At 33.8% G+C, this 16,163-nt stretch carries 11 protein-coding genes; all 11 read right to left on the reverse strand.

Annotation, left to right across the window (positions count from 1 at the left end; translation table 11 throughout):
* Positions 1-3 precede the first annotated feature (3 nt).
* Positions 4-3,342 (reverse strand): ThuA domain-containing protein, encoded by a 3,339-nt coding sequence (locus EGI22_RS23620; protein ID WP_255071162.1) that lies wholly within the window; start codon positions 3,340-3,342, stop codon positions 4-6.
* Positions 3,343-3,455: 113 nt separating this feature from the next.
* Positions 3,456-3,761, reverse strand: coding sequence for a DNA-directed RNA polymerase subunit omega (locus EGI22_RS23625; protein WP_255071164.1), 306 nt, complete (start codon positions 3,759-3,761; stop codon positions 3,456-3,458).
* Between the two features lie 72 nt (positions 3,762-3,833).
* Entirely contained in the window at positions 3,834-4,754 is a 921-nt protein-coding gene (locus tag EGI22_RS23630; protein WP_255071166.1) for an outer membrane protein assembly factor BamD, read from the reverse strand.
* A gap of 75 nt (positions 4,755-4,829) precedes the next feature.
* Positions 4,830-5,345 (reverse strand): T9SS type A sorting domain-containing protein, encoded by a 516-nt coding sequence (locus tag EGI22_RS23635; protein WP_255071168.1) that lies wholly within the window; start codon positions 5,343-5,345, stop codon positions 4,830-4,832.
* A gap of 219 nt (positions 5,346-5,564) precedes the next feature.
* Entirely contained in the window at positions 5,565-5,999 is a 435-nt protein-coding gene (gene rpiB / locus EGI22_RS23640; protein ID WP_255071170.1) for a ribose 5-phosphate isomerase B, read from the reverse strand.
* Between the two features lie 96 nt (positions 6,000-6,095).
* Positions 6,096-6,566, reverse strand: coding sequence for a hypothetical protein (locus EGI22_RS23645; protein WP_255071171.1), 471 nt, complete (start codon positions 6,564-6,566; stop codon positions 6,096-6,098).
* 86 nt (positions 6,567-6,652) lie between these two features.
* Positions 6,653-7,810, reverse strand: coding sequence for a DNA polymerase III subunit gamma/tau (locus EGI22_RS23650; protein ID WP_255071172.1), 1,158 nt, complete (start codon positions 7,808-7,810; stop codon positions 6,653-6,655).
* Between the two features lie 253 nt (positions 7,811-8,063).
* Complete coding sequence (locus EGI22_RS23655) at positions 8,064-9,983, reverse strand: DUF3857 domain-containing protein (RefSeq protein ID WP_255071174.1); 1,920 nt, start codon at positions 9,981-9,983, stop codon at positions 8,064-8,066.
* A 21-nt stretch (positions 9,984-10,004) separates the two neighbouring features.
* On the reverse strand, positions 10,005-11,993 hold the full coding sequence (locus EGI22_RS23660) for a transglutaminase domain-containing protein (protein WP_255071175.1): 1,989 nt from the start codon (positions 11,991-11,993) through the stop codon (positions 10,005-10,007).
* 210 nt (positions 11,994-12,203) lie between these two features.
* Positions 12,204-15,194 (reverse strand): 3-coathanger stack domain-containing protein, encoded by a 2,991-nt coding sequence (locus EGI22_RS23665; RefSeq protein WP_255071177.1) that lies wholly within the window; start codon positions 15,192-15,194, stop codon positions 12,204-12,206.
* A gap of 576 nt (positions 15,195-15,770) precedes the next feature.
* Entirely contained in the window at positions 15,771-15,962 is a 192-nt protein-coding gene (locus EGI22_RS23670) for a hypothetical protein (protein WP_255071179.1), read from the reverse strand.
* Positions 15,963-16,163: the final 201 nt, after the last annotated feature.

Below are 16,163 nucleotides of genomic sequence, written 5' to 3' on the forward strand. Positions count from 1 at the left end.
TTCTTATTTTTTAAATTCCAAAGTGGTTAATGCAAACAACGGTTTATCTCCTGCCTGAAGATTTTTAAATACCAAAACCAAGTCAGTAACTTTTTTGGGATTATTTACTAGTGTTAAATCTATAGGTTCCTTGTTATCAGATGAAATATCAATTTGCCCTAAAAGCATTCCAGTTTTAGAACCAGCTCTGATTTCTAATTTTCCACCAGCACTTTGACTTTTGTCAGATATTGCACCAATAGTAATTTTGGTTATGCCGTTAAGATCAATATTGTCATAAACAACAATAGAATTATTATTTACTACTAAAATATCTCCAAATGGATCCAGCGTAACATTCTCGGTATTTTCGGATTTATCATAAGCCTTAGCTTTTATAACAGATGTTTTGATCGCAACTGACTTAGAAGAAGTAATAGGTCCAATTACCTTTCCGCCTTTGTCTGTATAGGATGCTTGAATAATATAAGCTCCATCTTTTTTAGACTTATGTGTTTCCGCATTATATTCTCCTGAAATAGGCTTAGAAGCCGCTTTTGGGTCTTTGATAGATAGGATATATTCAACAATATCTTTTGCTTCACTTTGGCTTAAAGATGGATGAGCAGCCATGGCTTGTTCGCCCCAAACACCACCACCTCCAGATATCACTTTAGTAGCTAATAAATTTATGTTTGAAGAATTCTTTTTGTATTTATCGGCAATATCATTGTAGGCTGGACCAATTGACTTCTTGTCTTTTGAATGACATGCAGCACAATCGCTTTTTTCAATTAGCCTTTTGCCAATCATAATAGTTTCATTCGATTTATGTCCCTGATCCAATATGGTTTTGTCATAGCCTTCCAAATAGTTGATACTAACCATAACATCCTCAGGATTTATTCCTTTTATTAAAGTACCATCTTCTTTGTCTTTAACAGTTACTTCGTATTCAATTTTATCATCAAAAACAAAAGATTTATTTGATTTGATTTTAATGTCAACTTCTGGTACAGCATTTCCCACTTTTATTTTCATGGTTTCAAAACTTTCGTTTCCAACTGCATCTTTTACCGTAAGATTTACATCATATACACCAGGTTTTTGGAAAACAATTGTAGGATTAGCAAGCATTGAATTAGGAATTCCTTTCCCAAAAGTCCAATTGTAGCTTATTTTATCATTATCAAAATCCTTTGTGCCTTCTGAGTTGAATTTCACGCTTAGTGGGTTGGCACCTTCAGTTATATTTGACGAAATCTTAACCAGTGGTTTTCTATTACCAGCATTGTATTCAATTTTAGACAGCTGTGCTTCTTCGTTTTGAGCAAACCATGTCATTCCATATTCTAATGTATACATTTCACCATTTGTGCCAAAGGCCATGTCCATGGGGTGATAGAATTTAGTATTTGGCATAAAACGCTCCATGCCAGCGTAATTCCCATCTTCGTCTAATGTGACAGCAATTATCCAATCTCTCATCCATTCATAAATAAACCATTTGTTATCAAAATAATTTGGAAAAGTGCCCTCTCCTGATTTGTATTCCTCAGAATGGTAAACTGGTCCTCCCATTGGGTTTGCTCCACCTTTTTCCAACAACGGGAACTGTTTAGAATCTCCGTATCCATACCATATCATCGGTTTTTGCGTTGGAGGTAGATTATTAAGACCTGTATTATGTGTTGAATTATTTATTGGTTTTTCAGGATTAAAATATTCTCCTGAAACTTTGGTCTCAAAGTCATAGGCTTTGTAAGGTGTACTGTTTCCAGCAAATAACGGCCAACCGTAAAAACCTGCTTTACGAGCTTGGTTAAATTCTACATAACCTTCTGGGCCACGGTCCGGATTGGTTTTTCCAGCATCAGGGCCAATTTCTCCCCAGTACAGAAAGCCTGATTTTTTGTCTACAGAAATTCTGTATGGATTTCTGTTTCCCATTACATATATTTCTGGGCGAGTTTTTTCCATTCCCTCTGGGAATAAATTACCTGAAGGAATCGAATAGGTTCCATCATCATTCGGATGAATTCTTAATATTTTTCCCCTCAAATCATTTGTGTTTGCCGAGGTACTCATAGCGTCCCAGCCTTGCCTATCAGCTCTGAAGTCAATAGGTGCATAACCGTCAGATGCAAACGGGTTAGTGTCATCGCCTGTTGATAAGAATAAATTACCTTCTTTGTCCCAATCAATAGAACCACCAGTATGGCAGCATTCTACACGCTTGGCATGAACTCTAAGAATAACTTTTTCAGTATTGTATAAAACGGTATCGGCATTTTGATCATATGTAAACCGAGATAAGAAATTGTCAGAATGTTGCTCAGTTTCCGGCGAATAATAAAAATACACCCAATTGTTTTTTTCAAAGTTTGGATCCAAACCTACTCCCATTAAGCCATATTCAAATTTTTTGTAAACATTTAAGTTGCCTGCCAGTTTTGTAGTATTTGTTTTTGGGTTCCAAAGTTTTATAGCACCTTTTCTTTCTACAAAAATCACCTTTCCGTTCGGCATTACGGCTAATTCGGTAGGTTCATCTAAGTTTTTTACCAAAGTGGTTTTAATAAAACGATTTTCTTCAGGAGCTCTTTTTGATTTGGTTTTGGTGTAATCCAATTTTTTAGCCCAAGCCCATTTCAAACCCTCGCTAATGTGTTTTGTCATCATAGGCTGAGAAAATGTCTCAGGCGTGTGACCAAAATTTGTATAGAAAGATTTTCCGCCGTCGAATTCATGATACCAAGCCATAGGGTGGAAGTCTCCCATTTTTCCCATTTTATAACTATTCTCATCTACTTTTATTAAAAACTTCAATTTGTCTGTTTTTAAAGATTTAAAATCGTAGAATTCGTCTTCTCTCTCAAAAGTATCAGGTAAATGCATGGTAGATGGATGTGTTTTGTCCATCACGATCATTTTTCCATTTTGTACATTTGACACACTTCCGCCTGGATGACTTGCAAAATATGCTCCCATGAGGTCGTTATACCAGGGCCAATTGTATTCTGTATCTGCAGATGCATGAATGCCTACAAAACCTCCGCCTGCTTGTATGTATCTTTCAAAATCCGCCTGCTGAGTAGGGGTGAGTATATCGCCTGTGGTACTTAGAAATACAACTGCATTGAATTTTTTAAGATTATCTTCATTTATATCATCAGCGTTTTCCGAAAATTCGGCTTTAAATCCTTCGGACTTCGCTAAATTATTAAAAAAATCTTTACCCTCCTTAATAGAAGCGTGCTTATATCCCGCTGTTTTTGAGAAAATTAGCACCGTATTTTGTTGGGCTTTTAATTGAATGCTTAGAAAGAAAGTAATAAGTAAAAGGTTGATTGTTTTTAACATGGTTAATGAATGTTTTTTTTTAACAAATATATTCTAAAAAAGGGAGGGTTAAAAAAAGAGCAAAAAAAAACCACCGAAAATTTCAGTGGTTTCATATATAATTCATTTTAAGCTTATTCTACGTCTCTGTATTTTACTACTAATTGGTCAGACAAAAATTCTTCTAAAGCTACACTTGTAGGCTTTGGCTGTCTTTCATAAAATTTAGAAATTTCGATTTGCTCTCTATTTTCGAAAATTTCTTCTAAGTTGTCAACACTAGAAGCAAACTCACTTAATTTCTGAGTCAATTCTTCTTTGGTTTTTATAGCAATTTGTTGAGCTCTTTTAGAAACTACAAAAACAGATTCGTAGATGTTTCCTGTTTTTGCTGCTAATACATCTGTATCACGAGTTATAATTGATGCGTTTACTGCCATTGTATATTTTTATTAAAATTTAATTCAAGTTGCAAAAGTAATTCAAATAATCGAATAATATGCAAAAAGGCTTTAAGATTTCTGTTTTTCAGCTGCTTTTCTTTCCTCTTCTTTCTCTTTTTCAGCCGCTTTTTTTGCTTCTTCTATTTCTTTTTCTGTTTTAGCTACTTTTTCAAGTCCTTTTAGAGCCTTATCGTTTATTTTTTGTAATTCCTTTAAGTACTTACTTTGCGGATATTTATCCACAAATTTTTCATATAAAGTGATAGCTTCGTTGTACCTTTCTTTTTGTTTGCTATAGTAGCTAACATCAGAAAGCTCTTCTTGGGCTAAAATTTGCAGGTAACTTAATTCTTCGTTGAATTCAGAATCTGGGAAATCTTTTCTGAAATTATCAACACTTACAACAGTAGCTTTATAATTACTTCTTCCTAAAAAGGATGGTTCTCTAGTTTTAAAATATAGCTTGGTTTTTTCATAAGCTTTTAGCTCTAATCTATATCTCAAATCCTCAAGGTCTTTTGTGCATTTTACAGCATATTTACTATCAGGGTAAGTATTTATAAATGTCTGAAGTGCATCTATGGCAGTTAATGTGTTGGTTTGGTCTAAGTTATAAGGTGGAGAGTCTTTAAACATAGAAAACGCATACATGTAATAAGCCTCTTCGGCAAATTCGCTATTGTTGTAGGTAGCATAAAACGACTTAAACAGGTAGCTACTCATTTGATAGTTACTTTGGTAGTAGTTACAATAAGCATTGTAAAATTGTGCCCTTTCAGAAGTACTATCTCCTTTCAATAAAGGAGTGATTTCTTCTAGGAGCACACCAGCTTTGTAATAGTCTGCTTCTTGGTAGTATTTTATGGCTGCATTATATTTTTCATCAAGTGTTCCTTTCTTCTGAAGTTTATTGAATTTTTTGGAGCAAGAAATCTGAAAAAGACCAAGGGCGAGTAAAAAGACTAAAAATCTTATGTTTAATAATTTCATAGGGCAAAATTACGAATTCTATTTTCAATTAAACGATGAAGAATGGTAAAAATTAGAGATGGGGAGAAATAAACCTTAATTGTGCCTTACAAGTAACTTTTTTGTAGAGATTTTTTTTCCATCAATAATCAATTGATACATGTATATACCAGATTCCCAAGTAGAAGTTCCCACTTTTAATTTATCTGAATATTTGCTAAGGGGATACTCAGCTACTTGTTTTCCCAATAAGTTGAAAAAAGAAATATTAGCAGAATTGAAACTTCCATTAATAGAATAATCAATGTAAGCGAAACTGCTTGCTGGATTTGGATAAATATTGGAAAGTTTTATAACTTCACTTTCAGCTTCTTGGGTTTGATTTGAAACAACTTTACTGTCTACCTGATTTGTCTTGGTGTTTAACAATAAATTTCTATAAAATAACGTGTAGTTATTTTTAGAGTTGTAAGAAATACTTTTTGGAAGGTTAGTTCCTTTGGATAGGATACTATTGCTTACGGTAGTTTTTTTAGGAGATTGACCGATGTTTAACCTCGACTCATCTTTCTGAGCAAAAACAATACTTGAAGCCAAAAAGGCAACAGTCATTGTTACTAATATTTTTGAAAGAATTCTCAACGAGGTAAAATTTAATCTATACTAATTTTCTTTTTTTACAAATATATAATAAAATGTTCTACTATTTAATCTATTAGACGTTAAAAAATGTGAAAAGGTTGCTACGTCTGATAAAAATATTTGTTTTTATTTTTTTTGCTCTGAATTTTAACACAAAAATCACACCAATTGTTTTGGGAAATTCAATATTTAACAAGAAATTTTTCCAACTCTGGTGGCATGCCTTCCACCTTCAAACTCGGTGTTTATAAATATTTTAGCAAAATCCAAGGCTTGGTCTGCCGTGATAAATCTGGCAGGCAAACACATAACGTTTGCATCATTGTGCATCCTTATTAATTCCACCACTTCTTTGTTCCATGCCAAGCCTGCTCTTATGCCTTGATGTTTGTTTGCTGTCATACATACGCCATTTCCGCTTCCACAGATCAAAATACCCAAATCATATTTTTTATCTTCTATTGCTTGAGCTAAAGGATGTGCCGTATCAGGATAATCTACTGAATCAGAAGTGTATGGTCCAAAGTCTGCCGTTTGGAAGTTTTGCTCTTGAAGCCATTTTAAAATCATTTGTTTGTATTCGAAACCAGCATGGTCACCACCGATAGCTATTCTTAAAGACATAATTCGAGTTTTTTTTGCAAATATAAGTTGAATATGGTTTTTTTCTAAGATGCATTCGAAAAATAACTTTGTTTGGAAAAGTTTAATTAGCCTTTTTTAGAAAAGAAGATCTAAACCTAAAGCTTCTTTTAGTTTCCAAATTTCAGGATTTTTTAACGCCATTGACTCAAATTTCTCTTGCTCTGTTCTTGGTTTGGCTTTGGTTTCTTCAGCTGTTATGTATGCTTCTAGCTGAATATTGGCATTGTGCAGTTTTTTTCTCAGAAAATCTGCCATTTCTTGACGTTTTTCGAAGAATACATCGTGTAGTATTTTGTTCGAAAGTTTAAATTTCAGATTTTCTTTGTCCATTTCAAAATCACTCATAGCCACCATTTTTTCAGTTTGCGATGAACGTTCATTGGCATAATCTACCAATGCTCCTATAGCCATTGGTTTTGTAAATGCTTGCGTTTGAATGCCTGAGGAGATTTCTGTTTTTTCTGTCGTAGATTCCTTGCTTACCATTTGGTCTTGCATAGCAAGCACGGACTTTAAACTTTTAAGGCCAGGTTTTCTAAAAGACAAAGGGTTTTCAGTATTTGTTGGGATGGATGGTTTTGAAACAAGAGCCTGGTCAACTTTAGTTTCAATTGTCTCTTTTTGAGCGATAGTTAAGCTTCCGTCAACTTTTTTTTTTGGCCTTCACCATCTGGAAGACCTGATAAATTAAGAACGGCATTAATTTGTGACAATTTCAGAAGACCAATTTCTACATGGAGTCTCTGGTTTTTCGAAGATTTGAAATTAATGTCAATATTTGAACCTACGCTCAATGCAGATAGAAGGAAGCCTGTTGAAATCCTTTTGGCTTGTTCAGCATATTTCTGTTTAATGCTTTCAGAAACTTCGAGAATTTCTAATGTACTAGGTTCTTTACACACTAATACATTTCGGAAATGTTCGTTCAATCCAACTACAAATTGATGTACATCAAATCCTTTGACGATGATTTCGTTTAGAATAAGTAAAACGTCTGTTATGCCACCTTCATAAAGTGCATCTAACATTTTTAGATAATAGTCATAATCTAAAACATGCAGGTTTTCGAGAACGTTTTTGTATGAAAGTTTTCTATCCGATGAAAAAGTTACATTCAGGTCAAACATAGACAAAGCATCTCTTAGACCTCCGTCGGCTTTTAAAGCGATAAGTTCTAGGGCCTCTTCTTCAAAAGAAATATTTTCTTTTTCGGCAATTTTGGCTAGATGCTGAGACATGTCTTTGATTTGGATTCGATTGAAATCAAATATTTGACATCTACTCAAAATAGTAGGAAGTATTTTGTGTTTTTCAGTAGTGGCTAAAATGAAAATAGCATAAGAAGGTGGTTCCTCCAAAGTCTTTAGGAATGCATTGAATGCAGCCTGTGAAAGCATGTGAACCTCATCTATGATATATACTTTGTATTTTCCATCTTGAGGAGGGAAACGTACCTGATCTATCAAATTACGAATGTCTTCAACCGAGTTGTTTGACGCGGCATCGAGTTCATGAATGTTAAAAGATGCATTTTGGTCAAAGTTCTTACATGATGCACATTTGTTACAAGGCTCGGTGTTTTCGTTAACATCAAGGCAGTTTATGGTTTTAGCCAATATTCTTGCACATGTAGTTTTTCCGACACCTCTCGGTCCTGTAAAAAGGAATGCTTGAGCTAACTGATTTGATTTTATGGCATTACGTAGTGTGGTTGTAATGTGCGACTGCCCAACTACCGAATCAAAAGTGACCGGGCGATATTTACGAGCAGATACTACGAAATTTTCCATGAGGCAAAGATATAAAAGAAATCGTAAAAGCTTAAAAAAAAATGGAAAGCTAAGATTTTTATCAAAAAAAAACCAGTCTAACAAAAGACTGGCATTTTTCCCTTTTTCAAATAAAAGGATTATTTCATGGTTGAATAAATGATAGGCAAATCTACAAAATAGGCTTTTATCAATTCAAACAACTCTATTAAACGCTACATTGAAATGACAACATTGATATTTTTATCGACAATGAAATATAATTTTGCCAATATTAAATTGTTTTAATGAATACTGCTTTCTGATTGTCAGCTTTGTTAACTGCTTTTATGAATTCTAACCACACAGAATAATCTTCTATCAAATATTCCCCTCCTTTTAATATCAAAGACCTTTTATAAATAAGTTTGTTATCTATAATTTGGCTGGAAGAAGAGTATTTTCCAAAATTTTTCTGCATATTTACCTCTTTTGGTAAAAATTCAGATTTGTATCCATCTGGGATCTCAAATTCAAGTAAGTCTTCATCATTGAATGAATAGTAATTTGGATTTAAAAATAATGGTGTTTCCCTGGGATTGGTCTCGACGGGATTAGAAACGAATCGACTAAGCATATTGGGTTTTATGAAAAGTCTGTTTCCACTAAAGGATGCATATCTAGAAGCTATAAGTTCAATTTCTTCATAAAGTTTAGGTAAGTCAGATTTTTCTGAATTTAAATTGAAAGCTAAAATTTCGAAATTTGGAATCTCAAGATTTTTATGCAACCAATCCTTTTGTTGTGATGTGCTAAGCTGATTCAAAACTGAAGTTTTTGTTTCTTGCTGAAGACCAAAATAAGTAGTTTTTATATTTACAATCGCACTGCCGTTTTCTTCAAACTTTACTTTGGCTTCTCTTTTTTGAAGGTTTTTTTCTGAAGAATAATTTTGGGTATTTATTAGTTTTCCAGTATTTTCTTTTACCAAGAGTGCTTTTCGGTTTCCTGTAAATGAACCTAGATAACCCGTTGGATTTGTTTGGCTGGTACATTCTAGCCAAATAGTATCTTTTTCGAAAGGCACGCAAGCTATTACATGATTAAACATCATCCGTGGAAAATCCTCATATTCGAATTTGTTTTTGCCTGCATCGTCGGCATATATTAAGGCTGGATAAGCTTTTATGCCAGCGTGTTTCAGAAGAGCTATCGTGAAGTTTGTGAGGGCTTTACAGTCGCCATAACCTTTTTCTCCTACTTCGTAAGCTGGTATTGACTGCCATCCTCCAATGCCCAAAGCTACCAAGAAGTAGCGAGTTTGAGATTGCATAAATTCGTATATTTTTTTGACTTTTACTTTTGGGTTATTTTCGTTTTTTATGACATCATTCAATTTTTCTATGGTTGTTTGAGGGAGCTCATCTCTACCTTTATTTACAGCATAATAAAAGTTTGCTATGTCGTTCCACGAATTTGCATTTCCTGAAAATCCATCTACATAGTATTTAGTTGGAGCAAAAAATACGATTGGAGTGGAATTGTTCAATGAATATTTTTCGGATTCGTAAAGATTTAAATCTTTAACTTCCCATTTTTCTATTTTGAATTTGCCATCAGAGTTAATTGTTGACGCTTTTTTGATATTTATCTCCTTTTTTCTATATGTAATATCATTGGCAGTTTTTACAATAAAAGTAGAATTTTGTATAGCTGTCTTTTCGTTCGGAATTGGATCCCAAACAGGGTAAAACATGGTGTTGGAAGATTCGTCTTCATAACTAAATTCTAATGTGTAAGGATATGGATAAAACTTTTTGTCAAACTTTGCTATTTTGGCTCTATTGTCGGATACATATTCGCTACTGATATTTAAGCTAACGTCTTCAATGTCAGTATTCTTGAGTTTTTTTAATTGCTCTCCAGATTTATCATAAAGCGTGCCTTCTATTTTCTTGACTTTTTTGAATTTATCGTAATCTGCCCTAAACATGGCATAATTATCCTCTCCATTTTCATTAAAAATCGTTACTGCCCAGTGGTGTTTGGTTACTATTTTTGAATAATTTTCAATAATAAACTCTGTATCGTCAAACCTTACTACTGCATCCGCATTTTGTTTTAAGTTATCTGGAATATTTGAAACCGAAAAGTTTGTTTGTCCAATGAGACTATTTGTCAAAAAACAGAAAATTGGAATTAGGATTTTTTTCATATTTCTATAATTCTATTAGGATTATTTTCTTTTTAAAACTATTTGTTCATCATGTTTTTGAACAATGATATTATAAAGTTCTTTTAGCTCGTGGTATTGTTCAGCGTAATAAATCGGATTTTTAAGTACTATTTTGCTGATTAGATTGATTTTGTTTGTGTTTTGATCAAATGTACAATTGTATATAAACTGAGCACTTTTGTCAGATAATACAACGTTGGAGTTTTTAGGCAAAGATTCTACTTCGAAATCTTTGGGTATTTCTAAAGAGTATTTATAGGTTAAATCTGTGCCATAGCCAAAATCTACTGGATAGCTTCTTTCGGGTAGTTTAAATGGGTTTTCGCTTACTTTTCCTCTAATCATAGGATTAAGGTATATCATATCCTCGCCAGCGAATTCATCATTGGATTCAAAATTCATCTTGATGATTGACAGTTTTTCTATTTCTTCAAAGTTTTGGAGTTCTAAATTAAACACAGAAATGTTTTGAAACTCTTTTTGATAGGATTTTTTAAATTCCTCTATACCATATTTTTTTAATTCTTTTCGCCGAGAATAAGCAAAATATCCAACTGAATTCTCCTCTATTTTACCTATCATTTTACCAGATTTTGGATCTATTTTGGCTTCTACTACTTCATAGTTTTTGTATTTCTCATTGGGTTTTAGATCTACAAAATTTCCACTTTGATTATTAATTTCTCTTCCATCCCCATTGAGACATTCGTAGGGCAACATTCCCATTTTAAGATTTTGATCACTTAAGTCAAGATTGTAGAATTTTCCGTCCAGTTCAACTCTGCAAATGGTATAATTAAATTTGTCCAAAAGTGGGAATGCTTGATTTATTTTTCCGTTATCTCTTGTACTGAGAATAACAGGAGTAGCCTTGAAGTCCATTTCTCGTAACAATGCGGTTAGCATAAGATTTTGCTCAGATGCAGTTCCTTTTTTGTTCTCTAATACTTTTTTGAGGTCACCGGCATAGATACTTGAGTGGCTATAGTCAGTTTCAACTTGTTTTGCCATATAATAATAAACCTTTTGGAGTTTCTCGGCCGGGTTTTTTATTGCTGCAAAATTCGAAACTATTTCTTTTAGATAATTAGATTTTTTAAGTTTAATGCCAAAATTATCATGAAAACTTAAGGTTTTATTGATGTCTTCCCAGTTTAATGAATAGTTTTTAGTATAAGATTCTGGGATACTTGTACTTGATAGTTCGAATTCAATTTTTGAAATATAATCATTTTTGGTACTTATATAAGGTTCCGTTCTAAATGCTGGAGCGTTAGCCACTGAAAATGAATATTTAGTGCCATAAGTATCTAGTTTTGAATTACCCATGGAGACGGTGGCTTTCTCGCTGGAATTTTCAACTAGGGGTAAATATCCGCCCAAAATGATTTGGTAGTATAAATAGGAGGGGACTGTTAAGTTGTATTGGCTCCAAAGAGTAGGAATGTTACCTTGGAAATACCAAATTTCAGGTTTGTCACGGATTCTCATAGGTGTTGTAATAATATAAGAATATTCGATTATACAACCTTCAACTACATTCGGGAAAGTAACTTTGGTCTGATAGTAAGTGTTGGTTAATTTTTCTTCGAATATATCTTTTTTTGATATTTCAATTTTATTTAAACCTCCATTTTTCATCCAATAAGTTGTGCCTTTAAGATTACGCAAAACTTGACTTTCGTTATAAGCGTTTTTATAAAGTGGTACTTTGATTATTCCTAATTCGAAAGCTGATGGTTTTAAGATTTTTTTTCTAATAAAATACTCTGTTTCTATCTGAAAACCAATATTGTCATCATAAACAAAATAGGATTCGGCTTTTTCATAAAGCACAATTGCATCCGCTGTTGAATCTATTTCATATTTTGTTTTGGACAATTCTTGAAGTGAAACTTTTCCATATTCAGCGTTGGGATTTTTTTGTGCAGCGACAGCAATTGAAATTATTAAAAGTATTAAAGTGAACTTAATAAATGTGGGTTTCATTAAATTAGATTTTATATGTTATTATGAATTAAAAAAACTCTAGCAAAAATTTTACCAGAGTTTAGTTTAGGTTAATTATAAAGTTTCGATATAATTTAATGACGCTTAGAAAATGTTAAAATCCAATTTTTAGTTAATTGGCATATTTATTAATCAATTCGTTTTTTAATTTTATTACTCCATTTTTATTAAAAAAAGACACCTTCTTATTTAATATCCACAGCCACCAATATATGCTTTGAAACCGCATCCATTTTCTGCTTCAAAACCTGCTTGCAAGGTTACGGAGTTTCCTCCATTAAAGGTTACATTAGTTCCGCTAAAAACTTTTGTTTGCACGCCGTTTTGGGTTGTAATTGTCGTTGCAGCATTATACTGTCCTGCAACTAAATTCCCAGAAAATGTCTGTGTGTTTGGACATGGAGGTGAAATGTCAATTTCTTGAATCAAAATATTGTCCAGAAACAAGCGATTTCCCCAGCCACCAATATCTTCAAAAACCAGTTCGAATGTTTTTCCTGCAAAAGCATTCAAATCTATGACTTCTTTACGCCATTGGTTGCAGTCTATTGGCGTGAAAAGCGTCGTTTGGTCAGGAGCAGTTGCTAAAGCACTTCCTGCTTTATCATAAATTAATTGCTGTGTCCCATCGCATAATATGGCGTATACTTTAAATCTGTCAAATTTTGAGGCGTCATATCGAGCATATGCAACATCAAAAGAAAGTTTGGCATAATCCATATTTGAAAGGTCAACAAAACGTTTTAGTCTGTCTATCTTTCCAGTATTATCCGCAGCACGATTATTAATCATTGCTGAATTTGCATTACAAGTAGTACTTTGGGTTGTCCATGTAATAGCATCATTATCAGGGTTTTGATTAAGAAAGTTGCTCAAGTTTGAAATAAATTTTTCATTAACAGGTTCTGCAATATGCTTTGCTGGGTCATTTGGAAAAGCATCATAAATATCCTTAATTCCATCGGCATCACTATCAATGGTTTTGACATAATTAAGCAAAGTTGTCAGTGCCTGAGGAGCATTTGTTGGCGAAGTTAGCCCAGCTTGATTCAGCGTACTTTCACCATGACAAGAAGTACAGGTGCGTATTTCTCCAGGTCTTGTACTTAACCAAAGTCTTTCTCTCACTATTCCCTTGTTATTGGCATCTGTTAACTGCCATGTCAAGGCTCTTTTTGCAGGAACAATCATTGCCACAGAGCCATCAGGATGAACATTAGCACTTCCTTGTGCCCCAGTACTTGGTGGGTTATACGTCATGGCAGTTGGGTCATGTAAAAATCTTGCAATACCACGTCTTCCAGCTTTTGGTGTATTTATTCCTCCAATGCCTCTGATTTGGTCGTTTTGTAAAAATTGAAGGTGCTTTACATCATAAATTCCATTGGGATGTGCAGGGTTTATGGTTTGGTGGGATCCACCGTCAACTCTCAGATTAAAAGGTTGTTGCGTGTCTTGGTCATCTCTACTGGTCACATCTCTGATAGCAAGTACAGAAAGGTTATTTCGACTCAAAAACTTACGAAAATCATGAAGATTTACTCCCGCATTTGTAAAAAGTGATTGTTCGGATTGAGCAACTGATTCCAAATTTATTGTTGGATTTATTGGCTTTTGTCTAACTTTTACTTCCACAGGATAGACCTCCCAAAGCAATCCATTATAGGTATAAAGCTCGTCGGGGCTCCACCATGAAACTGATTTTGATATACCTGCACCAGTGATAGCAGTATTTGCTTTTAAATATCCATTTCCAGCCGATTCTAAAAGCCGAATTCTGTAGTCGTATTTACTTACAGGTGCATTCGAAGTTCCAATATTTTGGTCTTCTTGCGTTGAATATGAGTGAGCAACCAACACTTGGCCATCTGAAAGTGGCATTGGATTACGGTACAATCCTGAATGATTTAAGCTTGGATTATCAGTTGCATTTCTAGTTTCGGGATGCGTGACATAAGAAGACGTAACTTGCTCTGGGTGCATTCCGGGAGGAGCATTTACTTTCACTACCATGCCAGAGCCATGTGTTCCAAACTCTGGTGCTTCTATGCCATAATACACACCAGGAGTTACAGGCGATTCTTGAATATGAAACATTGCCCGAATTGGTGTTGGACTTATGGGAACATAAAAATCATGCAAATTTGGGTCATTCGTAAAGTTTTGTGTCATATAATTACCCATATCGTGCCTGCCGAGATGGTTTAAAATCTCCATTTCCGTTCCGTCCTCATTCATCATCCATGGATTGAAAACATTAAAGTTTAATGGATTGGTATTGGCCCATTGTGGTAGAGATAATAAATCATTTCGGCCAGGGCGTGGTTCAGGATAAATCTCATTATCTGGCAAAATACTCGATTTGCTTGCAGCGGCAGTTTCATCAGAATAATTGAAAGTACCATATAGATAATTTCCTGTATTACCCAAAATATTCTCAATGTCAGCATCGGCTTGTTGGTCACGCTGCATGTGGTCCCAGCGTGTAAAAATCAATCTTCCTGCATTGTCAATGCTGGGGGTAAAGTCTCCAGAAGGCGAATGCGTGAGCATTTCGAGTCCACTTGCGATTGAGCATGCAATCGGATCAAGTCGCCAAATACCCGATACAATCGGAGAAGATTCGTATTCGTCATGCTGTGGATATAGGTGTGCCATACCGCCACGGGGCATATCTGAGGTAAATATTATTCGCTCATCAGTACCATAGATTGGTTGAATATTATTGTAGCCCACAGGTTGATTTGGAACAAGGGTAATCACAGGCGTTTCATTTTGCCCAATTCCTGTAATTTCATAAATTTTCCAAGTATAGTTTTGAACCTGATATCGAGCTGATGCAGAGCCAATAGCCATACTGAAAAGTACTTTTGTGCCAGACCAATGCACCGAAGGATCTCGTACTGCAATAGAGGCGGCACCTTGTTGCACCGTGTTTTCGCCATAGCCTGCGGCTTCAGTCAGGTTTTTAAGAGAGCCATCGGTATATCTGATATACAAATCACCACCTCTTGGTGCAGAATATACACTTGCTTGATGATTGCCAAAAGTTTGCAAAGAAGTGCCAAAGTCGGTTGGTTGTGGCACTTGGGTACAAAATATAATTGGATTTGGCAAAGTTTGAGCAATAGACAGAAAAGCTGCAAAGCATAAGATGATAATTATAACATATTTTTTCATAAAATATGAAGTATAAATTAAGAATGGTATTTTCTGAATATTTTAAACAAAATATTTCACTCCACTAAAGGTAAAAATATGATTTTCGATTTCTATACTATTGAACTTTTATGATGCTTGAATTTTACTTTACGGTAATTAAATACCTAATATTTAAGGAATTTGCTCTATTTCTTAAGTTTAATGGTTATTGGTACTAATATTAAGCAATTGAAGTTGTTAAGCTTCTGAATTCTTCGATTCGAGAGAAAGAAGTATTGAGAAAAGAATCAAGATGAGGTCTAATGTTTAATCTCTTGGTATTTAGAGTATTTGGCTTGAATTTTCAAGTTGAATGCCGTTGAGATTAATTTACTTTAATGATAGGTATGTAAATTTATTTCTTCTAAAAAAAGCTTTAAGTAGTGAATGTTACTTTAAAAACAGTTGCCAATTTTATAAAGCACTTTTTGGTTAAATCTTACTGCTTCTAACCCATAATTATAAATCAATTGAGTCAATTTTAGACCAAATTATTTCTTTTTATGAGTAATATAAAACGAAGTTTTTGAAAAATGGTGATTCCGATGTGAAACTCTATTCCTTCTCTTCATCATCTTTCAAATGTTTAAGTTTTTTGTCTTCTACTTTGCTGTTCAAGAAATTATTGATTTTTTCGATGTCATAAGACATTTGTATTTCCCCAAATGAGTTTATAGTTACGTCAAATCCATTCAAGTCTTTGTGTACTTTTGGAAGCTCTACTTTGGTTTTATTTTTTTTAGACATTTGCTCTTTATTTTTTACAAAAATACACTATTTGTTTTTTAGGTCTCAAAATCATCGATTTTTATTCTGAATATTAAGTATCTGTAAAACTTTTTTAAATTTTTTTAAAAATTATTCCTGAAGTAATATTTTGTGCTTAATATTATAGTTGAAATGGTTTTAGCAATAAGTGAAAATATTTTGCCTTACCAAAACTAATAA

It is taken from the genome of Lacihabitans sp. LS3-19 (genome assembly GCF_024343575.1).
Lineage (GTDB): Bacteria > Bacteroidota > Bacteroidia > Cytophagales > Spirosomataceae > Leadbetterella.

What these genes read in the sequence shown, in the direction of transcription:
- EGI22_RS23620 (WP_255071162.1), bottom strand. Translation starts at nt 3,342, where the DNA reads ATGTTAAAAACAATCAACCTTTTACTTATTACTTTCTTTCTAAGCATT.
- EGI22_RS23625 (WP_255071164.1), bottom strand. Translation starts at nt 3,761, where the DNA reads ATGGCAGTAAACGCATCAATTATAACTCGTGATACAGATGTATTAGCA.
- EGI22_RS23630 (WP_255071166.1), bottom strand. Translation starts at nt 4,754, where the DNA reads ATGAAATTATTAAACATAAGATTTTTAGTCTTTTTACTCGCCCTTGGT.
- EGI22_RS23635 (WP_255071168.1), bottom strand. Translation starts at nt 5,345, where the DNA reads ATGACTGTTGCCTTTTTGGCTTCAAGTATTGTTTTTGCTCAGAAAGAT.
- rpiB (WP_255071170.1), bottom strand. Translation starts at nt 5,999, where the DNA reads ATGTCTTTAAGAATAGCTATCGGTGGTGACCATGCTGGTTTCGAATAC.
- EGI22_RS23650 (WP_255071172.1), bottom strand. Translation starts at nt 7,810, where the DNA reads ATGGAAAATTTCGTAGTATCTGCTCGTAAATATCGCCCGGTCACTTTT.
- EGI22_RS23655 (WP_255071174.1), bottom strand. Translation starts at nt 9,983, where the DNA reads ATGAAAAAAATCCTAATTCCAATTTTCTGTTTTTTGACAAATAGTCTC.
- EGI22_RS23660 (WP_255071175.1), bottom strand. Translation starts at nt 11,993, where the DNA reads ATGAAACCCACATTTATTAAGTTCACTTTAATACTTTTAATAATTTCA.
- EGI22_RS23665 (WP_255071177.1), bottom strand. Translation starts at nt 15,194, where the DNA reads ATGAAAAAATATGTTATAATTATCATCTTATGCTTTGCAGCTTTTCTG.
- EGI22_RS23670 (WP_255071179.1), bottom strand. Translation starts at nt 15,962, where the DNA reads ATGTCTAAAAAAAATAAAACCAAAGTAGAGCTTCCAAAAGTACACAAA.